Annotated in this window: 17 protein-coding genes; 10 read left to right on the top strand and 7 right to left on the bottom strand. The window is 47.0% G+C overall.

Annotated elements, in window-relative coordinates; translation table 11 throughout:
* Positions 1–198: 198 nt before the first annotated feature.
* Positions 199–1179: a sensor histidine kinase gene (locus tag H7F26_RS05125; protein WP_003186412.1), complete on the bottom strand. Its 981-nt coding sequence runs from the start codon at positions 1177–1179 to the stop codon at positions 199–201.
* A complete protein-coding gene (locus H7F26_RS05120) occupies positions 1176–1865 on the bottom strand; it encodes a response regulator transcription factor (protein ID WP_003186410.1) in 690 nt (229 codons plus the stop codon). Before H7F26_RS05120 ends, H7F26_RS05125 begins: the two co-directional genes overlap by 4 nt.
* Before the next feature lie 196 nt (positions 1866–2061).
* Between H7F26_RS05120 and H7F26_RS05115 the strand changes: the two genes are divergently transcribed.
* Complete coding sequence (locus H7F26_RS05115) at positions 2062–3108, top strand: lactonase family protein (RefSeq protein ID WP_003186408.1); 1047 nt, start codon at positions 2062–2064, stop codon at positions 3106–3108.
* Positions 3109–3188: 80 nt separating this feature from the next.
* On the opposite strand, the gene H7F26_RS05110 is transcribed toward H7F26_RS05115, so the two are convergent.
* A complete protein-coding gene (locus tag H7F26_RS05110; RefSeq protein WP_003186406.1) occupies positions 3189–3536 on the bottom strand; it encodes a helix-turn-helix domain-containing protein in 348 nt (115 codons plus the stop codon).
* Between the two features lie 215 nt (positions 3537–3751).
* Here H7F26_RS05110 and H7F26_RS05105 point away from each other — a divergent pair, with 215 nt between their 5' ends.
* From H7F26_RS05105 to H7F26_RS05090, 4 genes are all read left to right on the top strand, one after another.
* Positions 3752–4741, top strand: a complete 990-nt coding sequence (locus tag H7F26_RS05105) for an asparaginase (RefSeq protein WP_003186405.1) — start codon at positions 3752–3754, stop codon at positions 4739–4741.
* 20 nt (positions 4742–4761) lie between these two features.
* Positions 4762–6189 carry an aspartate ammonia-lyase gene (aspA, locus tag H7F26_RS05100; protein ID WP_003186403.1) on the top strand — a complete coding sequence of 476 codons (1428 nt, stop codon included), beginning with the start codon at positions 4762–4764 and terminating at the stop codon, positions 6187–6189.
* Positions 6190–6431: 242 nt separating this feature from the next.
* Positions 6432–7829, top strand: a complete 1398-nt coding sequence (nhaC, locus tag H7F26_RS05095) for a Na+/H+ antiporter NhaC (protein WP_003186400.1) — start codon at positions 6432–6434, stop codon at positions 7827–7829.
* A gap of 34 nt (positions 7830–7863) precedes the next feature.
* The gene (locus H7F26_RS05090) at positions 7864–9195 is read left to right on the top strand and encodes an NAD-dependent malic enzyme (protein WP_003186398.1); all 1332 of its coding nucleotides are present in this window, start codon (positions 7864–7866) and stop codon (positions 9193–9195) included.
* A 17-nt stretch (positions 9196–9212) separates the two neighbouring features.
* Here H7F26_RS05090 and H7F26_RS05085 read toward each other — a convergent pair whose 3' ends face one another.
* Positions 9213–9542: a DUF1259 domain-containing protein gene (locus H7F26_RS05085; RefSeq protein WP_003186396.1), complete on the bottom strand. Its 330-nt coding sequence runs from the start codon at positions 9540–9542 to the stop codon at positions 9213–9215.
* A gap of 144 nt (positions 9543–9686) precedes the next feature.
* Complete coding sequence (locus tag H7F26_RS05080; RefSeq protein ID WP_003186394.1) at positions 9687–10475, bottom strand: formate/nitrite transporter family protein; 789 nt, start codon at positions 10473–10475, stop codon at positions 9687–9689.
* A 798-nt stretch (positions 10476–11273) separates the two neighbouring features.
* On the opposite strand from H7F26_RS05080, the gene H7F26_RS05075 reads away from it, so the two are divergent.
* The 5 genes from H7F26_RS05075 (at position 11274) to H7F26_RS05055 (ending at position 18172) form a co-directional block, all read left to right on the top strand.
* Positions 11274–12680 carry a cytochrome ubiquinol oxidase subunit I gene (locus tag H7F26_RS05075; RefSeq protein WP_009329863.1) on the top strand — a complete coding sequence of 469 codons (1407 nt, stop codon included), beginning with the start codon at positions 11274–11276 and terminating at the stop codon, positions 12678–12680.
* Positions 12667–13683, top strand: coding sequence for a cytochrome d ubiquinol oxidase subunit II (cydB, locus tag H7F26_RS05070; RefSeq protein ID WP_003186392.1), 1017 nt, complete (start codon positions 12667–12669; stop codon positions 13681–13683). The genes H7F26_RS05075 and cydB overlap by 14 nt, the downstream gene beginning before the upstream one ends.
* Complete coding sequence (gene cydD, locus H7F26_RS05065; protein WP_009329862.1) at positions 13683–15407, top strand: thiol reductant ABC exporter subunit CydD; 1725 nt, start codon at positions 13683–13685, stop codon at positions 15405–15407. The genes cydB and cydD overlap by 1 nt, the downstream gene beginning before the upstream one ends.
* A complete protein-coding gene (gene cydC, locus H7F26_RS05060; RefSeq protein WP_003186390.1) occupies positions 15404–17152 on the top strand; it encodes a thiol reductant ABC exporter subunit CydC in 1749 nt (582 codons plus the stop codon). Before cydD ends, cydC begins: the two co-directional genes overlap by 4 nt.
* A gap of 168 nt (positions 17153–17320) precedes the next feature.
* Positions 17321–18172, top strand: a complete 852-nt coding sequence (locus tag H7F26_RS05055; RefSeq protein WP_003186389.1) for an NAD(P)H-hydrate dehydratase — start codon at positions 17321–17323, stop codon at positions 18170–18172.
* 36 nt (positions 18173–18208) lie between these two features.
* Here the strand turns inward: H7F26_RS05055 and H7F26_RS05050 are convergent, their stop codons facing one another.
* Both H7F26_RS05050 and H7F26_RS05045 read right to left on the bottom strand, forming a co-directional pair.
* The gene (locus tag H7F26_RS05050; RefSeq protein WP_003186388.1) at positions 18209–19234 is read right to left on the bottom strand and encodes a pectate lyase family protein; all 1026 of its coding nucleotides are present in this window, start codon (positions 19232–19234) and stop codon (positions 18209–18211) included.
* Positions 19235–19524: 290 nt separating this feature from the next.
* Positions 19525–22683, bottom strand: coding sequence for a type 2 lanthipeptide synthetase LanM family protein (locus H7F26_RS05045; protein WP_185855239.1), 3159 nt, complete (start codon positions 22681–22683; stop codon positions 19525–19527).
* Positions 22684–22728: the final 45 nt, after the last annotated feature.

Here is a 22728-nt window from a genome sequence, read left to right as displayed (position 1 = left end):
GCCAAAATGCGTTTATGAAAGGCTTGAATGGCCATTGTCCAGAAACTAAGAACGGCGGCCTCGTTTATATAACAGAATGTGCCGACTCTTTTCATAGACTCGGATTGCTTATAAAAAATCCTCCTTGCCACGTTTGTTTTGTAAACAAATCATATCAAGGAGGATGGGGATGAGCTATGCGGTTTTATTAAAGAAGACTTACATTTTTGTAAGAAATGAAAATTGCACAGTCGTTTCTTTTCCTTCTTCTGAATCGATGCTCACATCATGATTGAGCTTTTCGGCAATCTCTTTTACAAGGTAGAGGCCGATGCCTGTTGATTCCTGAAAGCGCCGTCCGTTTTCCCCGGTGTAATAAGGCTCAAATACGCGTTTCACATCTTGTGAAGGGATTCCGATTCCGTAATCTTTGATTTCCAGAATGATGCGTTCGCCTTTACGGAATATCGTCAAATCGATGCGTTCGCTTCTTCCTGACGAGTACTTCACAGCGTTAGTGATGACTTGGCCAATGGAAAATCTGAGCCATTTGCGATCGGAGTAAATAACGGCGTCTTCAGCGGGAACCTGTTTATTTGGATAGACACGATGCTGTATAAAATAGCGTTTATAGCGCTGAATCAGCGAATTAAGCAGCTCGTCTAGTGACACGGCCTCAATTTTAAAATCTCTTTCAAACAGGTCAAGCCTTGATGAATAGAGGAGCGTCTCCAGTCCGTATTCAATCTGCTGGACTTCTTTTTTGATTTGTTTAAAAACGGGTTCGTCCTCTTCCTGGATGATCAGATTGATGACGGAAAGCGGTGTTTTCACCTGATGCACCCATTGATTCATGTAGGTTACCCTATCTTCCAGCTTGGACTCCATATCATGTATTTTGCGGTGGTGGAGCCGGCTCAGCTCCATATGTTTTTCATAGAGCTCTGAGCAAAATTCAGACGTCCCCAAAAAAGGAATTTCTGTATCTTTTTGATCTGAGCCGATCCATTGGTAGACTCTGTGTTCTTCATACCATTTGTATGAAAGATAAAGCGCAAGCGCCAGAAGCTGAACGCCGAGAATGTAAAAAAGGTGGGTGAAAGTCTGCATGCCGGCAAACCAATAGTAAAAAAATACGAATCCGCCCTGAAAGAGAAACAGAAAAATGAGAACGGCATGGTTTTTTAGGAACAGCTTCATGATTTCGTCCTCAGCTGATACCCTTCGCCCCGCACAGATTCAATTGAGAAGGGCACGTCCATGCTTCGCAGTTTTTTGCGAATCCTTGTAATATAGACATTTAGCGTGTTTTCATCTACAAATGTATCGGTTTCCCATGTCTTCTCCATTAACCGGTCTCTGCTTGTCACCTTTTCTCCTCTTTCAAGCAGCACTTCCAAGAGCTTGCTTTCCTTTTTTGAAAGCTCGAGCTTCTCATTTCGGCAGTGCAGCTCAAAACGTTCGACAAACAGCTGGACGCCTTCAAATTCAATCACTTTTTCACCTTGTTTTACTGCGTATTCTCCAAATGCCCTGCGAATTTGGCCTTTAATTTTAGCGAGCACCACCTCATAGGAAAAAGGCTTCTCTATATAATCATCGCCGCCGTTTTCGATCGCCATGACCTGATCCATTTCTCCGCTTCTCGCCGAAATGAAAATGATCGGACAAGTCGAATGCTGGCGGATTTGCCTGCACCAGTAGTAACCGTCGTATGCCGGCAGATTGATGTCAAGCAATGCCAGGTCGGGCTTCTCTTGGAGAAATATTTCAAGGATAGAGGTGAAATCAGTCGCTGCAACAGTTTCGTATCCGTATTTTTCTAAATGATCGCGTAAAAGCTTCCGAATGTCTTCGCTGTCCTCGACAATCATGATTTTCGTCATTTTGAACACTCCTATGAACAAGTCTCCGCTGCCGATTTCATTATAAAAGCGGCAGTGAAGGGCCTCTAATGTTAAGTATATCATAAAAAGTTTTTTTTCATGTGAGCGCTTAAGGTTTTTGCATACCAGATCATGATAATTCAGTTTCTCTGAGTTAAAATAGGAATGGACGACTGTCAAAAAAGGAGAGGATCAAATGGCGAAATACAGAGGTTATATCGGAACATATACAAAAGCAGACAGCGTAGGGATTTATACATTTGAGCTTGATACGGAAAAAAAGGCGTTAAGCACGCCGAAGCCGGCAGCAAAGCTGGGCAGTCCGACATATTTGAATATCGCCAAAGACAATGACATGCTTTATGCAGTGGTCAAAGACGGCGATAAGGGCGGGGTTGCCGCATATCGTATTGACGGTTCCACAGGAGAGCTGACTATCCTCAACCAGCAGACCGGGGAAGGACCGTCGCCTTGCCACGTCAGTGTGGATCAAGATAACCGTTATGTTCTGTCCGCCAATTACCACAACGGGACGATCTTGGCATATCCTTTAAATGAAAGCCGCGGCCTGCTTGAGCCTTCATCAAAAGTACAGCATGAGGGATCAGGACCGCATGAGAGGCAGGAAAAAGCGCATACTCATTATTCAGGATTCTCACCTGATGAGAAATATGCAGTGGCCGTCGATCTCGGAACGGATCATATCATCACGTATCAATTGAAAGAGGGCCGGCTTGAAGAAGTGAAAAAACACGCTGCTGCACCGGGCTCAGGGCCGAGACATATCGAGTTCCATCCACAGGAAAAGTATGCGTATGTATTAACAGAGCTGAGTAATGAAGTCATCGTGCTGGAATACAACCCCGATCTGGGTGAATTCAGAGAGATTCAAGTGATTTCGGCATTGCCGGAAGGCTTTGACGGCCATAGCCAAGGCGGCGCCATCCACATCACGAAAGACGGCAAATTTGTATACGCTTCAAACCGCGGCCACGACAGCATCGCCGTCTTCAGCGTCAACGAGTATTCGGGCGAACTTTCCCTGGTTGAACACGTATCAACTGAAGGGGAATGGCCGCGCGACTTTGAGATTGATCCTTCAGAGCAATTCTTAGTTGCTTCCAACCAGGAAACAGGGACTTTGACATTGTTTGAAAGAGACCGGACAACGGGCCGGCTGACGCTTTTAGAGTCCGGAGTTCCTGCTCCTGAAGCGGTTTGTGTGAAATTTTTACATCAATAAAAGCAAAAAAAACTTGATTGGCCTTTTTAGCCAGTCAAGTTTTTTCTTTTTATAGCATGCGGCGGTTAACCGCTGTCATTTTACTCCGCATCCAGCTCTTTTTTGACCTTGATAAACGCAACCATCTGCTTGATTTCTTCTTCGGAAAGAAGCGTTCCGTCGACTGCCAGCTTGAGCTTAGCCCAATCCGTCAGTTCAATGGCTTCGTTTTTAGCCTTTTCATCCCGGGGATCGTCAACTCTTCCGAGCAAAAAATCGGTGGAGGTATTGAATAAATCAGCGATTTCGATAAGCGCCTCTAAAGAAGGGCGGCGGTATCCCGATTCATAGCCCGCGTAAGTGCTTTTCGCAATACCGAGGCGGTCGGCAGTATATTGCAATGACCATTTTTTGTTTTTTCTCAGTGTTGTTAATCGATCTAAATTCATATCTTACGCTCCTTTTGATACACAGTGATTATAGCACATTATCAGTAAAAGTGTACGCGAAATGAATAAAGTTTCTTGATTATTTCACATTTGAGGACTATAATTGCATTGAAGGTACGCATAAAGCGTATACATTCCTGATGTATCAAGCCTTCTTTGCTAAAATAAATCATGATTTATACTGTATAAAACTACTTCTTAAAGAGGTGTAGCACATGAAAAAGTTACTGCTGTTGACCACCGGCGGGACCATCGCTTCAGTAGAAGGCGAAAACGGACTGGCTCCGGGGGTTAAAGCGGAAGAGCTTCTCAGCTATTTATCTGATGATCATTCAAATTATACGATAGATTGCCAATCTTTAATGGATATAGACAGCACCAACATGCAGCCTGAACACTGGGTGATGATGGCTGAGGCTGTATATGAAAATTACAGCCGCTACGACGGCTTTGTGATCACGCACGGAACCGATACGATGGCCTACACCTCAGCGGCGCTTTCATACATGCTGCAGAATATTGATAAGCCCGTCGCGATTACGGGTTCCCAAGTTCCGATTACGTTTAAGAAAACGGATGCGAAAAAAAATATAAAAGATGCGGTCCGCTTTGCGTGCGACGGCATCGGCGGAGTATATGTCGTCTTTGACGGCCGCGTCATTTTAGGCACGAGAGCGATCAAATTAAGAACAAAAAGCTACGATGCATTTGAAAGCATCAATTATCCTTACATCGCTTTCATTCACGATAAGGAAATCGAGTACAACAAACGGGTTCCCGAAGTAAAGCCAGGCGCTTTGAAACTCGATACCTCTTTAAATACCGACGTTTGTCTGGTGAAGCTTCATCCGGGTTTAAAACCAGAGTTTTTCGATTGTCTGAAAGGTTCATATAAAGGCATTGTGATTGAGAGCTACGGAAGCGGCGGCATTCCTTTTGAGAAAAGAAACATTTTAGAAAAAGTGAACGAGCTGATCGATTCCGGTATGGTCGTAGCGATCACGACGCAATGCCTTGAAGAAGGAGAGGATATGAGCATTTACGAGGTCGGCCGCAAGGTAAACCAGGATGCCATTATCCGCTCGAGAAATATGAACACTGAAGCGATCGTTCCGAAGCTGATGTGGGCTTTAGGGAAAAACGGACAACAAGCTGAAGTCAAAAAGATCATGGAAACGCCGATTGCAGACGATATTATCATATAAAAAGAAAGCAGGGTTAAAAAATGAAAGCTGAAATGACATACCGGACGGAAAAGGATTTTCTCGGAGAGAAGAAGATTCCGGCCGATGTCTACTACGGGATTCAGACATTGCGGGCAGCGGAGAACTTCCCGATTACAGGATATAAAATCCACGAAGAAATGATCAAGGCGCTGGCAGTGGTGAAAAAAGCGGCGGCGCTTGCCAACATGGAGACAAAACGTCTTTATAAAGGCCTTGGAGATGCCATCGTCCAAGCCGCTGATGAGATCCTTGAAGGAAAGCTGCACGATCAGTTCATCGTTGATCCGATCCAAGGCGGCGCAGGCACTTCAATGAATATGAACGCGAACGAAGTCATCGGAAACCGCGCACTTGAACTGCTCGGCCACAACAAAGGCGAATATATTCACCTGAGTCCGAATACGCACGTCAACATGTCTCAATCGACAAACGACGTATTCCCGACGGCGATTCATATTTCAACGCTTAAGCTGCTGGAAAAGCTGCTGGACACAATGGAATACATGCTTGATGCCTTTAAGAAAAAAGCACGCGACTTTGACCACGTCATTAAAATGGGGCGCACCCATCTTCAAGACGCCGTGCCGATCCGCCTTGGACAGGAGTTTGAAGCCTACAGCCGCGTGATCGAACGCGACATCAAACGGATTAAACAATCGCGCCAGCATTTGTATGAAGTCAATATGGGCGCTACCGCGGTTGGAACGGGATTAAACGCGGATCCGCGCTATATCGAAAATGTCGTCAAGCACTTGGCTGAGATCAGCGGTCTTCCGCTTGTCGGCGCTGACCATCTGGTAGATGCGACGCAAAATACGGACGCTTACACAGAAGTTTCAGCTGCATTAAAAGTATGCATGATGAACATGTCGAAAATCGCCAACGACCTTCGGTTGATGGCATCAGGTCCGCGCGCAGGACTTGCGGAGATTTCCCTTCCGGCAAGACAGCCGGGTTCATCCATTATGCCGGGGAAAGTCAATCCGGTTATGGCCGAGCTGATCAACCAAATCGCCTTCCAGGTCATCGGAAACGATCATACGATCTGCCTTGCTTCTGAAGCCGGACAGCTCGAACTGAATGTGATGGAGCCAGTGCTCGTCTTTAATCTCCTGCAATCCATCAGCATCATGAACAACGGATTCCGTTCGTTCACTGATCACTGTGTAGCAGGTATTGAAGCGAATGAAAAACGCTTAAAAGCATATGTTGAAAAGAGCGCCGGCGTCATCACTGCGGTCAATCCGCATCTTGGCTACGAAGCAGCTGCAAGGATTGCGAGAGAAGCCATTTTAACAGGCCAATCCGTCCGCGATCTCTGTCTTCAAAACGATGTGTTGACAGAAGAAGAGCTTGATCTGATTTTGAATCCTTATGAAATGACAAAACCGGGGATTGCCGGGGCTGAACTTTTAAATCGGGATTGATCTGGAAAAAACAGTATGCGAAAACACTCTGACATTTTACCGGGATAGAAACACAGAGTGTTTTCGCTTTCCTTCAATAACTTTATGAAGAGAAAGGACAACAGCGGTGAAGTGGTACCGCATCAGCCTTTTTCATGGTATACTGTTCGTTGTTAGTTAAATTTTTAAGAAAAAATTGAAGCAGATTGCTATTTTTATGTAGTTTATTTTGAAAGCGTTTCAATAATTAAGGGGGATTTAGGTTGAAAACAGCACGGTTGCCATCAATGTTGGAAATCATTTGTGTATTAGGTGCATTTTTAGCGATAGTTTGTTCATTTACAGTCAAATTCGAGCTGCCGATTCAGCTGGCATTGTTTATTTCATGGTTCTTGGTGATTTTGCTCGGACTGCGCCTGGGGCACCGGTATGAAGATTTGCAAAAATCGATTACAAACGGAATTTCAAATGGACTTGAAGCGATATTGATCCTGATTGCCGTCGGCGCTCTTATCGGCACATGGATAGCCGGCGGTGTTGTGCCGACTTTGATTTATTACGGGCTTGAGTTTATCCACCCGAGCATATTCCTGCTTGCCACGCTCATTATTTGTTCGATCACATCTGTTGCCACAGGTACGTCTTGGGGGACTGTAGGAACGGCCGGGATCGCCATGATGGCAATCGGGGAAGGGCTGGGGCTTCCGCTTCCGCTTGTAGCCGGAGCCGTGCTGTCCGGAGCCTACTTTGGAGATAAATTATCGCCGCTTTCCGATAGTACGGTGCTTGCGTCATCCCTTTCAAAGGTCGAAGTGATTACCCATGTCAGAGCGATGCTGTACTTGTCGATTCCCGCCTATTTAATCACGGCGGTCCTGTTCACCATCACCGGCTTTATGTATGGAAGCCGAAATGTTGATTTGGAAAAAGTTGAATTTTTGAAAGCTTCTTTGCAGAACACGTTTGATATTCACATTTGGATGCTTGTTCCGGCTGTTGTCGTCATCGTTCTATTGGCGATGAGAAAGCCATCTGTGCCGACGATCGCGATCGGCGCACTTTTGGGCGCGATCTGGGCTGCGGTCTTCCAAGGCATGGACTTTGCGGATGCGATCGGCACAGCATACAACGGCTTTTCCATTGACACCGGGATCAAATTTATGGACGAGCTCTTAAATCGCGGAGGAATAGAGGGCATGCTCGGTTCGGTCGTCGTCATCATTCTCGGTCTGGGCTTTGGCGGCCTCTTGGAGCACTTAGGCGTTCTAAAAGTGATCGTCTCCAAGTTCCAGCAAAAGCTGACTTCTGCCGGCAACGTCACATTCTCGACGATTATCGTCGCCTTCTTGGCAAATGTGTTCGGCTGCGCGATGTATGTCTCGCTCATTTTAACACCGAAAATTATGGAAAAAAGCTATGACAAGCTCGGAATTGACCGGAGGGTGCTGTCCAGAAACGCGGAAGTCGGCGGTACGATGACGTCGGGCATGGTGCCGTGGTCGGACAACGGCATATATATGGCGGGGATTCTCGGCGTCTCGACCTTCTCTTATGTGCCGTTCATGTGGCTGAGCTTTGTTTCAATCGGCCTTGCGATTTTGTACGGATACACAGGTAAATTTATTTGGTACACCGATAAAAAAGACTCGCCGGTTCAGTAGCCGATTTTAAAACAATTGATGGAGGTATTCTGTTATGAATGGCAACAATATTATTCGGAATTTGATGCTGGAAATCCCTTCAGCACCCGGAAACCTTGGAAAGGTGACAACGGCGATCGGCCTTGCCGGCGGTGATATCGGAGAGATTGAAACGATCAAGGTAGGGCCGAATTATACGATGCGGAACATTACGGTTCAAGTTGAGCATGAAGAACAGCTCACCGAGATTCTTGAAGTGATCCGCAACTTAAAAGAAGGCATCCATCTTCATACCGTTTCAGATGACGTGCTGGCTGCACATGAAGGCGGCAAAATCCGCATGAAAAGCAAGATGCCGATTCGCTCGCTTGCTGATCTGCGTCGGGTGTATACGCCGGGTGTCGCGAACGTGTGCGAGCTCATTAAAGAAGAGCCGCAAAAAGCGAATATTTATACCGGAATCGGCAATTCGGTTGCAATTGTAACGGACGGCACGGCCATCCTTGGCTTGGGAGACATAGGGCCAGTTGCTGGAATGCCTGTTATGGAAGGGAAAGCCGCTCTTTTCGACCAGCTTGCGGATATCAGCGGGGTTCCGATTCTGCTCGACACGAATGATCCTGATGAAATCGTAAGGACGGTTAAAAACATCGCGCCCGGCTTTAGCGGCATTTTGCTTGAAGACATCGGTTCACCGCATTGTTTTGAAATTGAAGAGCGCCTGAAAAACGACCTGAATATTCCGGTCATGCATGACGACCAGCACGGTACGGCGGTTGTGACGCTGGCGGCCGCCATTTCAGCAGCCAAGAGTGCAGGGGTGGATCTGAAGCAGGCCCATGTCGGCCAAATCGGCCTGGGCGCGGCGGGTGTCGCGATCTGCAGGATGTTTATGGCATATGGAGTAAAACGTGTTGTCGGAACGGATAAATCGCTTGAGGCGATGGCGCGTTTAGAGAACTATGGCGGCCATGCGGCTGAAAGCATCGAAGAATTGATGGAAAGCTGCGATATCGTCGTTGCGACAACCGGTGTTCCGGGATTGATCAATAAGAAATGGGTTCGGGAAGGCCAGGTGATTTTGGCTCTGTCCAATCCGAAGCCGGAGATTGAGCCTGAGGATGCGCTCGAGGCCGGGGCAGCCTACGCTGCAGACGGACGGTCTGTCAACAATGTGCTGGGGTTCCCAGGTATTTTCAGGGGCGTGTTAAATGCCGGAGCCGATTCGATCAGCCACCCGATGCTGGTTGCGGCCGCTGAAGCGATCGCATCCTGCACAAGACAAGGCGATCTTGTGCCTCATCCGCTGAACCCTGAAGTTCACGAGATTGTGGCCAAAGCAGTCGAAAGGGTCGCACTTTCAGAAATGGGAAAAATCAACGGATAAAGAAAACAGCTGCTGCTTCATCGCAATACGGATAAAGCGGCAGCTGTTTTTTTCGCGAATGTTAACGGCGGTTCTACAGATTGAAAATGAATATATAAAATATTCGGTTCTGTAAAAATCCAATGATTGTGGAGAGCACTGATAATGATGCCCTGATCGACAAGCTTTTTTGTAAACAGCGGAACTTCTTCAGGCAAAATTGCGACTTCGGCCATATTCAAGGCGATTCCGTTTTGATCGAGCGATTCGAACATGATTTCTTCCATGCCGACTCCCCGGCTCGGTCTTCCTTGAATCGCGACACGCAAATTCCGTTTGATGCTGACAGAACAGACACCGTGGTTCAATGTGCGGCTCCCCATTTAAAATATGTCCAAATTGCCGGCAAAGCGAATGAAAACTTTGCATCGCTGAACCTCCATTTTTAAAGTTACCACGATTTTATGAAGGGAGCCCGCATATTTAGAATCCATTAAAAATGGACGATCTTTTTATTTGATGATTTCTTCACCGCCCGGCTTGTTGGCATAGTGGTACATGAAGCCCATCATAAACGCGCCTCCGACCAGGTTCCCGAGTGTTACCGGAATTAGGTTATGGATTGCGCCTGCAATCGAAATGGTCTCCGGATGCTCGGTGACCAGAGAGACGGCAAAAGTGGCCATGTTCGCGATGCTGTGTTCATAACCGGAAATAAAGAAAGTAAAGACAAACAGCATCATAGAGAACATTTTCGCTCCGTCCCCTTTTTGCGCCATCGGAACGAAAAACGCAAGGCAGACAAGCCAGTTACACAGAATCGCTTTAAAGAACAATTCGGTCACCGGCGTATTCATTTTATGCTCCGCCACGCTGAGAATAAAGCCGGTGGAAGAAGGATCTTTAAATAAGCCGGTCGCAAAGATGAGGCCTGCGAAAAAAACGGCGCCCATTAAATTTCCTGCATAGCTGAACATCCACAGCTTGATCACAGTGGGCCAGCGCATTTTTTTACGAAGCGCAGCCAATGTATAATAAAATGTATTTCCCGTAAATAAATCTCCTCCGCCATAGACGATCAGAATAATGGCGCCCCCAAAGGTGATTGCTGCAATTGGATATGTGAACGGAGAATGTTCAACATAAAAGAGATTCCCCGTTTTAAACGCTACAATGACTCCGAACCCGATAAACATACTGGCCAGCATAGCCCGTAAAAGATAGCGAAGCGGGCTTTGCACAAAGATGCTTTGCTTTTTTAAAGCAAGCTCTTCGACTAGAACAAGTGATTTAGATTCCATGTTTTCCACCACCATCAAGTGTTTACTTAAGAAGTATCTATCATAAATACAACCTAAGTATAGCAGGATATTGTGAAACATTTCACAAATTTTGTGTATTTTGTTTGAACAAATGTATGGTTCGATTTTCATAGAATAAACGGGGTATCGTTATTGTTTATTTCAAAGCAATAAATATTCCTTCCCTTCCTCCGTTAATAGTCAGCGGGAGCTGGATGGCTGTGCAGGGGGAAAAACGTGCGGTGCAGTCAGCTCGTGCTGCGTGAAGGCTTCAGTGGAGATAAATCAGCAAATGGATGAAGGGAATGCGCAGAAGGCGGAAGGAAGATTTCACAGATTGGACAAAACAGCAGAACTTTCCGTAAGGCGCGCTCACACTGAAGGAAAACCCCGAATTTGTTTCACTGCATATAACGGTTTTCTTTTGATGCGACAGGCTTTCGCGAAGAATCACAGATGTTGAATGACGAAATGTTCCACGTGAATTTCGGGGCATTTTTCTCATGTTGTTTTAGTGCTTGTTAACCAGCGTGTCACAAAATATCTATAATTCCTTCGTATAATTGTCACAATGACATCCATAAATTAGGGAAAATGTACTTTATTTAAGAAGGAATTCGCGGTAAAGTACAGGTATAAATAACCATCCTGATAATAACGGAACATCAATGCGGGCCGAGGTCACCCTTTTGTCTGTAATCATAATCACATTAATAAGATGCATGTGAAAGTCTGAGCAAGTGTGATGCCCATTTGGCAAACGGGCCCGGCTAGAACAAAGAGGAGGAGACAGGAACAGTGGACGAACTCATTTTGGCAAGATTTCAATTTGCTTCAACAACGATCTTTCACTTTATTTTTGTACCGATGTCAATCGGGCTTGTCTTTATGGTTGCTTTAATGGAAACCCTTTATGTCGCAAAGAAAAAAGACATTTACAGAACGATGGCTAAATTTTGGGGGCACTTATTTTTAATTAATTTTGCAGTCGGTGTTGTCACCGGGATTTTACAAGAATTTCAGTTCGGAATGAACTGGTCGGAGTACTCCCGCTTTGTCGGTGATGTATTCGGCGCTCCGCTCGCGGTGGAAGCGCTGCTCGCTTTCTTTATGGAATCGACGTTTATCGGTTTGTGGATCTTCGGCTGGGACCGCCTTCCGAAGAAGATTCATTTGCTGTCCATTTGGCTTGTTTCGCTTGGCACGATCATGTCGGCTTTTTGGATTCTAGCGGCCAACTCGTTTATGCAGGAGCCTGTCGGATTTGCGATCAAAAACGGACGCGCGGAAATGACCGATTTTTTTGCGATTATTAAAAACCCGCAGCTATGGGTTGAATTTCCGCACGTCATTTTCGGTGCGCTTGCCACTGGGGCGTTTTTCATTGCCGGTGTCAGCGCGTATAAAATGCTGAAAAAACAGGAATTGCTCTTTTTTAAAAAATCCTTTCAAATCGCGATGATTGTGGCGCTTGTTTCCGGGGGCGGCGTTGCGTTCAGCGGACATGAGCAGGCACAGCATCTGATGAAGAGCCAGCCGATGAAAATGGCTGCTAGCGAAGCGCTTTGGGATGACAGCGGCGATCCGGCTGCATGGACGGTGCTTGCGAACATTGACACGGACAAGCAGGAAAACAAATCCGAGCTCAGCATCCCGTATGCGCTCAGCTATTTGGCTTATAAACAATTCAGCGGCGATGTGCCCGGAATGAAGACACTGCAAAAGCAATATGAAGAAAAATACGGAGAAGGAAATTATATTCCGCCGGTGAAAACGACATTCTGGAGTTTCAGAATCATGGCCGGATCAGGACTTTTAATGATCGTTGCCGCTTTGACCGGTCTTTATCTCAGCTTCCGCAAAAGACTCGAAACAAGCAAATGGTTCTTGCGGACAATGGTGGCTTTGATCGCCTTTCCATTCATTGCAAATACGGCGGGGTGGATCATGACTGAAATCGGACGCCAGCCGTGGACGGTGTTCGGTATTTTGACAACGGCGCAGTCCGTGTCGCCGAACGTATCAGCGGGAATGCTGCTGTTCTCTGTCATCGCGTTTACAGCGATTTATCTTGTGCTGGCGCTCGTTCTTGTCTACTTGTTTGTGCGGGAGATTAAAAAAGGGGCTGCACACCATGACCACCATCATGATGATTCCGTATCGACAGACCCGTTTGATCAGGAGGTTTACCATGGTATCTCTTAATGAATTTTGGTTTATATTAGTCGCTGTGCTGTTCATCGGTTTTTTCTTTCTTGAGGGCTTTGATTTCGGCGTCGGAATGGCGACGCGGTTTCTCGGGCGCAACGATCTTGAACGGAGGGTGATGATCAATACGATCGGTCCTTTCTGGGATGCAAATGAAGTCTGGCTGCTGACCGGGGGAGGCGCGATTTTCGCCGCTTTTCCGAACTGGTATGCCACGATGTTCAGCGGATATTACATTCCGTTTGTCTTTGTTCTTCTTGCATTGATCGGCCGCGGGGTCGCGTTTGAATTTAGAGGAAAAGTCGAAACCGCAAAATGGAAGAATACATGGGATTGGGTCGTATTTTTCGGCAGCATTCTGCCGCCGTTTTTGTTCGGTGTATTGTTTGCGAGCATCCTGCGCGGCATGCCGATCGATGCCGATATGAATCTGCACGCCGGTTTTACCGATTATGTGAACGTCTATTCCGTGACAGGGGGAGTCGCCGTTACGCTTCTCTGCCTGCTGCACGGCCTGATCTTTATTACATTGAGAACGGAAGCCGATTTGCGCGACCGGGCAAGACAGCTGGCCAAAAAAGTCGTATTCGCCGTTTTGGCGGCGCTTGTTGCCTTTGTTGCATTATCCATTTTTGAAACGGACTTGTTCACGGGCAGGGGGCATGTGACGATACCGCTTGCGGCTCTGATTGTCGTTTGCTATGTGCTGTCGATCGTGTTTATGAAACAAAAACGCGACGGCTGGACATTTGCCATGACGGGCGCAGGGATCGCTCTTACAGTGGCGACGATTTTCACTGCGCTGTTCCCGCGCGTCATGATCAGCTCGGTGAAAAGCGCATATGACTTAACCGTTTATAATGCTTCATCAGGCGACTATTCTTTAAAGGTTATGACGATCGTCGCGCTGGCACTGCTTCCGTTCGTGCTGGGCTATCAGATCTGGAGCTACTATGTTTTTAGAAAACGGGTCAGCAGCAAGGAGCCAATGATTTATTAATGGGAAAAGATCTTTTGCAATATAAAGGGATGAAACGAATACTTGCAGTACTCACTGTCCTGACATGCATGCAGGGCGCCGCCATTATCATGCAGGCCGAATGGCTTGCTGAAGCGGTTACCCGCCTTTTTAACGGAGAACGCGTCGGTTCGCTCTTTCCGCTGCTCATCTTATTTACCGCCGCTTTTTTATTTCGACATGCTGTTACCCTTGTCAGGCAAAAGCTGATATTTGACTATGCCGCCGAGACGGGGGCCGGCATGCGGAAAAAGTTTTTGGAGAAGCTTTTCCAATCCGGCCCCAGGCTGGCGAGGAAAGAAGGAACCGGTCATGTCGTCACGCTCGCGATGGAAGGAATTGCACAGTTCCGCCGCTATTTGGAGCTGTTTTTGCCGAAAATGGTCAGCATGGCCGTTATACCGCCGGCGGTTGTCTGTTATGTCTTTTTTAAAGACACATCTTCCGCTGCAGTCTTAATGATTACGATGCCGATTTTAATCACTTTTATGATCCTTCTTGGGTATGCGGCTAAAAGAAAAGCGGACAGCCAATGGAAAACGTATGAGATGCTTTCAAACCATTTTACAGATTCCTTGCGCGGCCTGGAAACATTGAAAGTGCTGGGCATCAGCCGTTCACATACTAAGAATATATTTCATGTGAGCGAACGGTACAGGAAGGCGACGATGAGTACGCTTAAGATCGCCTTTCTGTCATCGTTTGCACTTGATTTTTTCACCATGCTGTCCGTAGCGACCGTTGCTGTTTTTCTCGGTCTCGGTCTTGTTGACGGCAGCATCTCGCTGGAGCCGGCTCTTGCCATTCTGATTCTTGCCCCTGAGTTTTTTCTCCCTGTCCGGGAAGTCGGCAATGACTATCATGCTACATTGAACGGACGCGAAGCCGGTAAAGCGATCAAGGCGATATTGGATTCGCCGGGTTTCAAGGATGAGGCGCCTTTAAGTCTTGAGCGATGGTCTGACGACGATCAAATCGAGTTCAAGCATGTAGATGTGCGGCATGAAGATGAGGAAAACTGCTCTTTATCCGGGATTTCTCTTTCATTTAAGGGAAAGAGAAAAATCGGAATCATCGGGGAAAGCGGTGCCGGAAAATCTACGCTTATCGATGTGCTCGGCGGCTTCCTGGAAACGAAAAGCGGCGTTATCAAAGTCGGGGGAAAAAAGAGAACGCATTTGCAGACGGACAGCTGGCAAAATCAGCTCTTGTATATTCCGCAGCATCCCTATATCTTTCCGGATACGCTCGCAGCCAATATCCGTTTTTATCATCCCGCCGCTTCTGACGAAGACGTTGAACAGGCAGCAAGAGCTGCCGGGCTCTCGGAGCTGATTGATCAGCTTCCAAACGGCTTGAAAGAGCGGATCGGTGAAGGCGGGAGGGCATTAAGCGGTGGACAGGCGCAGCGTACAGCCGTTGCCCGGGCTTTCCTTGGCAACCGTCCGATTATTCTTTTAGATGAGCCCACTGCTCATTTGGATATCGAAACAGAATACGAGTTGAAAAAAACGATGTTAAAACTGTTTGAAGACAAGCTGGTTTTTTTGGCAACCCATCGCCTTCACTGGATGCTTGATATGGATGAAATTATCGTGCTGAAAGATGGGCAGGTGGCTGAAACCGGTACACATCAAGAACTGATTGAAAAGCGGGGCGTTTATTACGAGCTCGTGAAGGCGCAGTCGTTTGGAGGTGCATCATGAACAATGAAGACGGGTGGATTCTGCCCTACATCAAGAAAAATACAAGGCTTTTGATCATTGTCGTGCTGCTTGGCGGGTTGACGGCATGCTCGGCGGCTGCTCTCATGTTTACCTCCGGTTATTTAATATCCAAAGCGGCTACGCGTCCGGAAAATGTTTTGATGATCTATGTTCCGATCGTAGCGGTTCGCACCTTCGGGATTCTGCGCTCGGTGTCGCGCTATGTTGAGCGGTTGACAGGGCACCATATCATTTTGAAAATTTTATCCGATATGCGCGTCAGGCTTTACAGGATGCTCGAACCTCAAGCTTTAAAATGGCGTGAACGTTTCCGAACGGGGGATATGCTCGGCATTTTGGCCGACGATGTTGAACATTTGCAGGACATGTATTTGAGAACGGTATTTCCCGGGCTGTCGGCTCTTCTTTTATATGGCGTATTCATCGCAGCTATCGGCTTTTTTTCATGGCCTTTTGCTGGACTAATGGCGGTCTATGCCGCGGTTTTCGTATTTCTTGTTCCGCTTGTTTCCCTGCTTGTGACAAGGGCAAAAAATGTTGCGCTGAAAAGAGGACGGAGCCACTTGTACCGTCAGCTGACAGACGCGGTCATGGGGGTGAGCGATTGGGTTTTCAGCGGCCGGCAAAACGACTTTGTCCATTCGTATGAAGCGGCAGAACATGAATGGCTGGCGATCGAAAAGAAACAGGTGCGCTTCAGTCGTTGGAGGGACTTTGCCATGCAATGCCTGGCGGCAGGACTTGTTCTTCTGATGCTAATATGGGCGGGCGGCCAAAGCGCGGAAGGGGCTCTGGCTCCTGTGTTTATTGCGGCGTTTGTCCTTGTTGTGTTTCCTTTGACGGAAGCTTTCTTTCCGCTTTCGGACGCAGCGGCTTCAATCCCTGAGTATCAGGATTCTTTAGAAAGAATGGACGGTCTGCAGCCGCCGAAAAGGGGGAACGGGGCCGATGTTCAGCAGGAACGGGCGGAGGCTGTAGGTTTGGACGATGTCACGCTTCGCTTTGAAGACGTTTCTTTTTCTTATGAGCAAGGCCAGCCGGTGTTGGACGGTGTTTCATTTATATTAAAGCAGGGTGAAAAGACCGCTTTGCTAGGCCCGAGCGGTGCGGGTAAATCGACCATCTTGTCGTTGATACAAGGGGCGCTTGCTCCTTCTAAAGGAAACATTACATTGAACGATATTTCTGTGCAGTCTCTTCAGGGAGAAATTTCACGCGTAGTCTCCGTTTTCAATCAGCAGCCGCACCTGTTTGATACGACGGTTTTGAATAATATCCGGCTCGGGAACCCTGACGCGAGCGATGAGGACGTGTATTGGGCGGCGCGCCAGGTGAAGCTTCACGATTATATTCAGTCTCTTCCCGATGGATATCATACATCTGTACAGGAAACGGGCATCCGTTTTTCAGGTGGAGAACGCCAGCGGATTGCTTTGGCGCGGATTCTGCTGCAGGACGCACCCATCGTCGTGTTGGACGAACCGACCGTAGGCCTTGATCCTAAAACAGAGAAGGAGCTTCTTTCAACGATGTTTCAAGTACTTGATGGAAAGACCGTTCTATGGATTACACACCATTTGGCAGGAGCCGAAGCGGCCGACCGGATTCTGTTTTTAGACAAAGGGAAGCTTGCAATGGCAGGGAGCCATCAGCAGCTTTTGGAAAACAATCCGCGCTATTCAAGACTTTATCGTCTGGATGCGCCTGTCAGCCGGCTTTTTTAGTCGAAAACGCCAAGCACAGCTTCAAGTTGTGAAGCTGTCTTTTTTATATGAACGTAAACTGATCCGTTCATCAGTGCTATTTTGCATGTTAAAGAGCAGTGAAGGGTATGATTCAGTTACAATTTAATTAAACGTTTGTTTAAACTATATTGAAAGGTGTGATCCGGGATGTCTGCAGAACAATTGCCGATATGGACGAAAGACTGCGTGAAGGGCTCATTGCCGAAAAGGGGAAATGATAGTCATAAAGGAACTTATGGAACCGGCCTTTTGCTCGCGGGAAGCGATGATATGCCGGGAGCGGCTCTCCTTGCAGGAATCGGGGCGATGCGGAGCGGTCTAGGAAAGCTTGTCATCGGAACGTGCGGGAGTGCGATTCCGCTGATCCTCCCCGTTCTTCCTGAGGCGACGTATTGGCGGGACGGCGCCGAAAAGGCGGCGTCAGGCGAGATTGCCGAACCTTACCGGGCGATTGCGATCGGGCCTGGGCTGCCGCCTTCGCAAATGACTGAGCAAGCGGTTCAAAGCGTATTAGCGAAAGACTGCCCGGTTGTGCTTGATGCGGGTGCTCTTTCAAAACGATCGTATCATGAACGGGAAGCGCCGGTGGTATTAACGCCGCATCCGGGCGAATTTTCGAAAATGACAGGCTTGTCCATTCGAGAAATTGAAGCAAACCGGGCCGGTTATGCTCGAGATTATGCGGAGGAACAAGGTATTACCCTTGTCTTGAAAGGCAATGAAACGATCGTTGCTTTCCCCGACGGCGAGTGCTGGAGGAATGTAACGGGAAATGGGGCGCTGGCAAAGGGAGGAACGGGGGATACGTTAACAGGTATGCTTCTCGGGATGCTGTGCTGTCATGAGAATTCGAGAGAAGCGGTGCTGAATGCTGTCCACTTGCACGGCGCATGTGCGGACGCATGGACAAAGACCAGATCGGCTCATGCGCTTCTTGCGCATGAACTTTCCGATCTGCTGCCAACGGTATGGAAAGCGTATGAGGATGGAAATAAGTGAAACGCCCGGAATGCCCCGGACGTTTCACCTCAAAGCTTATGGATTGATTTTGCCGACTCCGGCATTTTGCTTGACGATTGATTTTACATTGTCGACATTGTCGAGTGAGTAGCTGTATGGCGGATTATAGGTTGTAGTAGAGGTAGTCGGCATACTGCCCCTAGAGTTTACAAATTTGTTGTTGGATACATGCCAATAGCCCGGTGAACTGCTGTACCAAGAGACAATCGGATCTTTGGCGTTTTCAAAGAGGTTGTTCTCAATTCTGATGCGCGCGCCCATCCTCGAATTAATTCCGCTGTCGATGATTTTATTGAAATAGTTGTTGTAAATATGGCCTTCTCCGAAACGGAATGACGGCACACGCGAATTCAGATTCTCAAACCAGTTATGATGGAATGTAATCGTCCTGTTGTAATTATCGCTGTCCGATGAACCCATCAGCATTGATTTCCATCCATCGTGCACATAGTTCCAAGAGAATGTAATATATTCCGCATCTCTTTTGACGTCAAATAATCCGTCATAGTAATCTTTGTCAACGTTCAGGCTGTGGTAAAGCTCATTATGATCAACCCAAATGTTTTTAGAAGGGCCTTCAATGCCGATCGCGTCTTTATCGCCTGAGGCGACCTCGTGAATTTTCAAGTTGCGGATGATGATGTTGTTGGCCCGCCATATTTTGATGCCGATCCCTTTGAGTTCCCCTTTGGTCCCTGATCCGACAATCGATACGTTTGACACGTCTTTGACGTCAATCTTTGATGCGGATGTATTTGATGTTGTAATGGTGCCGTTGACATAAATTTTTAAAGGCGTATTTGCATTCTTATTTTTTAATGCCGCAATCAGCTGATCTCCCGTTGTTACGGTTACCGTCTGACCGCCTTCTCCGCCCGTTGTTCCGCCGTTTAGTGCGGCAAAGCCTTTTAAGCTGAAGTCGGCAAGCGGATTTACTTTGCCCGAGTTTAAGGCAGAAGCTGCTTCTGCCGAAACCGCCGCTGTCAATGACCCGACAACCCCTAATACAAAGATAAAGATGATGCTGATTAATTTCTTCATTATATTCCTCCTATTGTTTCTTTTTTGATGCCAACGCTGAATGGGAAGCGCTTACAATTACGGCGGATACTGAATGGTGGGCACCGATCATCCCTCCCTTTTATTGGAATCAGAGAGAGCATAGCATGTATTTCTGAATTGTCTGAATAATCATGTTGTGAGTTGGATTTGCTCATAAGCTGGTGATTATGCCAAATGACACGAATCTGAGAATAAGCGCATTTGGATGAAGGTCTTTCATCGTAATGTTGCAAAAAAAATCTATGGATGAAAATCCATAGATTTTGATTTTAAAACACGTTTTCTCTTTTAAAAGCTTTGCTGTTCTTTTTGATAAGCGCTTGAGGCGGACTGAGCTGAAGCAGTTCCGGCAGTTCTTCTCCATATTGGCATTGCAGCATGCCGTAGCCGACTCCGCTTAAACCAAGCATGAGCCCGGCTGAATCCACACCTCGTGATACCCCTTTACTGAATGGATTTTCTTGAAAATATGTCAACAGCCGATCTTCCGTATTCTGTATAATGGTGTTCAGTTCGCTGAATTCTTCCCTGAACCCTCTTAGGATTTCGAGTTGGCCGAAATCGCCGTGACAGAATGAGCGGTTATTGCCGAACCCATGCTTAACAGTTGTTTCAAGAGCGTTCAAGATGTCGGTATGCAGCCCGGGATCATTGACTCCGTTTTCTCGGAGGATGCTTCTCGACAACAATATGCCGGCAGCGCCATGGCACCATGCAACTGACAGTTGTTCTCTTCCTTTTGATCCCCAATTTTTTTCGGAAGCGATGTACAGCTGCTTTTCAAATGCCAGGCATTGCGAAATGATTTTTTTCAGTGATTGCGAATCAAACACTTTATTGAATCGGGATAAAGCTGCGGCGATGCCGGAAGTGCCGTGGGCAAATCCTGTGTAATAGTTTTGTGTATGAGGATCTTTCCAGGCCGCTCCGTTTTCAATATTTGTTTTATGCTGAAGCAAATGGCCGGCGCACTTTTCGGCGAGCTTTAGAAAAACCGGGTCATCCAGTTGTTCATACAATGACATCAGAACCATTAGAGCACCGGCAGAACCGCTGATGATATCGCAGTTTTCGTCTTGTTCGATGACAGCTTCAAGGACTGGCAGAGCTTCATGTATGAGTTCGATCCATTCGTTTTTTTTCTGAACCGTTCCCGCATGCTGCAGAAAATACAGATAGCCGGAAACCCCCGTGAATGCCCCAGAGTCGGCGTACTTCAGGAATTCTTCTTTTTCCTTCAGTTCATTCAACGCTCGCTGAATCGCAAATACACACTGCTCGGTTATATGCGAGTAAGTCTCCGGCCGTTTTGCGAAGCGGCTCAGATAGCTCATAAAAAATCCGATGCCTGCATTGCCATTATATAAATCAAGACTGACAGGGGAGATCGTCCAAGAGATTTCTTCGACGCCTTCAATAACTGTACTGATCCAAGTGACGTCCTTTCCATCATTGCCCTCAATTCGCTTTTCAGCCAAATCGTCAGCCGCTTTCTCAGCGATGGCGAGCGGCTGCAAGGCGCCTGATCTAGGACTCGGGTGATTTTGGTCTATATCAATTGCGTCTTTTTCATGTCTCGCGTTATATGCAGCCAGAATCGACATGCGTATGACATTCGCTTGTTCCTTTAAGTCCTGGTCTGAAAATGATGAGATCTTCTTAATTACTCTTGTGAAGGACGGCGTTTCAAAATAAGCGGCAATCGGTTCTTCTTCGCCATTGAGCAAATAGGTATCTAAAGGCTTCGACAGAAAATAGGGGATGTCTCCCCGAATGAGCTCTTTCAGCTCTGTTTTTGCCGCTGCAATATCTGTGTCTGCATCTTCAAACTTTTCCACCCGGCATAAAAACACTTCACGGTCTACCGCATCCCTGAGAAAATCAGGGTGGTAGCTTTTATTCAAAAGAGAGGCGTAGTGCGCTGTCGGCTTCAAAATATTTCGAACGGTGCAGTTTTTAAAATGTTCAATCGTAGCCAGGTAGCTTTCGCCATGATCAGAAATCAGACGGTATACTGCTGAAAATCCTTCGATGATACAATGAAGATAATCTGCGACAGGGACATGCTGGTGATCTAAAGTCGGCAGATTTTTCGCCTCGCCGATTTCAAAGCGGTCATGCTCCAGGCGAATGTCATCGCGGAAAAATCCTTTGATTTGAAGCGCCTGAAACGGTGATTCCTGAGCTTCCTGCCCCCCCATTCCGCTGATGTCCACAACTTTATCCCGGTTTTTCCTTCCGAAGTAAAGGTTGAACGGCAGGATTCCAGTAGACCGTACGGATCTGGAAAGAATGTAGTTTGCTTTGTCAACGGCGGTCGAGCCGGGTTCGTCTCGTTTTTTATATTGATGAAAAATTGATTCAAGATCGATTAAAACAGGATGCTCGCCGGAGGCGATAATGTTTTCGTGGTGAAAGTCAACGGCATCGATGCTGTATAAAACGGCCAAAAGTTTGCCGAGGCGTGTATAGTAGCCTTCCAGTTCTTTTTTCGTATGGCACGTTTCGTGAGGAATAAACTCGGACCATCCGTACCGTTTTTTATTGATTAATCTCAAAGTTTTTAAAGGGCTGCCTGAATTTCGGTCATTGATCCATGATAGAAGAAGTTGAAATGCGTCGTCAACATCATGGCTTCTCGGTTTATAGACAATCTTTTTTCCATCGGAATATGTAAGGATGGCTGCCATCTTTCCTTTATTGTGCGAGTCTCCCACCCCAAGCTCAATATGGACAGGATCGCCGGCAATATGAAATGCAGCCTGCAGCTGTTCGCGGTCCTGCCTCAGCCTCTTCCACAGTTCAGAAAAGTTTTGAACCCAGTAATCGGTTTTTGTGCACAGAAGGCGCAGCAATACGGGATACTCGTTGAACAGGGTCCGCAGGTATCCTGGATTGACTAAAAAGTTATCATTGAAATCAAGATAGCGCATTTCGGGGGTGTCGCCCTTCAATTGATCTTCAAGCCTTAAAATGTTTAGTTCCAGTATTAATGTTTGATGGGCAATTTGAAGAAGCGTCTGTTTTAAATGTGTCAGCACCTGCCGGCAAAGAGGAGGAGAAAGTATGATATTTTGTTCCTCCAAAGCATCTTGTGCTGCAGACGCAAAACGGGTCAGCAGGGAGTCGAACAGCAATTCTGAATCTTGCAGAGCAGAATCCTTGTAGGAAAAGGGCGTTTCAAAGATCCGCTTTTGCATCTTCTGCCATGGGCCGCGACGGCTGTCTTTCAGCCCGACTGACTGGGATACCGAGGATTGTGCGATGGAGGACAAAGGGTCATGGCTTAATAATGAAACTGCTTTATTGAGCCATTTATCATCATCGCCGAAAAGGGAACGCCAATACTTTATCTTATCGTTTACGAGCGGGGATTGAGTTTGGGCGACGGGAAGCCGTTCGTGATATCCGGCGGATTTTTCATTCATTCTATCGACCTCTTTTTCTATCAATATGCCAACGCGGGAGCAGGG

This window comes from Bacillus sp. PAMC28748 (assembly GCF_014250415.1).
Classification (GTDB): domain Bacteria; phylum Bacillota; class Bacilli; order Bacillales; family Bacillaceae; genus Bacillus; species Bacillus licheniformis.
The sequence above is the reverse complement of the archived record's forward strand: the minus strand, read 5'-3'. Positions and strand labels throughout refer to the sequence as shown.

Coding starts and splice junctions, on each gene's coding strand:
- H7F26_RS05105 (WP_003186405.1), top strand. CDS start 3,752: ATGAAAAAGTTACTGCTGTTGACCACCGGCGGGACCATCGCTTCAGTA.
- H7F26_RS05090 (WP_003186398.1), top strand. CDS start 7,864: ATGAATGGCAACAATATTATTCGGAATTTGATGCTGGAAATCCCTTCA.
- H7F26_RS05120 (WP_003186410.1), bottom strand. CDS start 1,865: ATGACGAAAATCATGATTGTCGAGGACAGCGAAGACATTCGGAAGCTT.
- H7F26_RS05125 (WP_003186412.1), bottom strand. CDS start 1,179: ATGAAGCTGTTCCTAAAAAACCATGCCGTTCTCATTTTTCTGTTTCTC.
- aspA (WP_003186403.1), top strand. CDS start 4,762: ATGAAAGCTGAAATGACATACCGGACGGAAAAGGATTTTCTCGGAGAG.
- H7F26_RS05055 (WP_003186389.1), top strand. CDS start 17,321: ATGTCTGCAGAACAATTGCCGATATGGACGAAAGACTGCGTGAAGGGC.
- H7F26_RS05050 (WP_003186388.1), bottom strand. CDS start 19,234: ATGAAGAAATTAATCAGCATCATCTTTATCTTTGTATTAGGGGTTGTC.
- cydD (WP_009329862.1), top strand. CDS start 13,683: ATGGGAAAAGATCTTTTGCAATATAAAGGGATGAAACGAATACTTGCA.
- cydB (WP_003186392.1), top strand. CDS start 12,667: ATGGTATCTCTTAATGAATTTTGGTTTATATTAGTCGCTGTGCTGTTC.
- H7F26_RS05045 (WP_185855239.1), bottom strand. CDS start 22,683: ATGAATGAAAAATCCGCCGGATATCACGAACGGCTTCCCGTCGCCCAA.
- H7F26_RS05080 (WP_003186394.1), bottom strand. CDS start 10,475: ATGGAATCTAAATCACTTGTTCTAGTCGAAGAGCTTGCTTTAAAAAAG.
- H7F26_RS05110 (WP_003186406.1), bottom strand. CDS start 3,536: ATGAATTTAGATCGATTAACAACACTGAGAAAAAACAAAAAATGGTCA.
- cydC (WP_003186390.1), top strand. CDS start 15,404: ATGAACAATGAAGACGGGTGGATTCTGCCCTACATCAAGAAAAATACA.
- H7F26_RS05115 (WP_003186408.1), top strand. CDS start 2,062: ATGGCGAAATACAGAGGTTATATCGGAACATATACAAAAGCAGACAGC.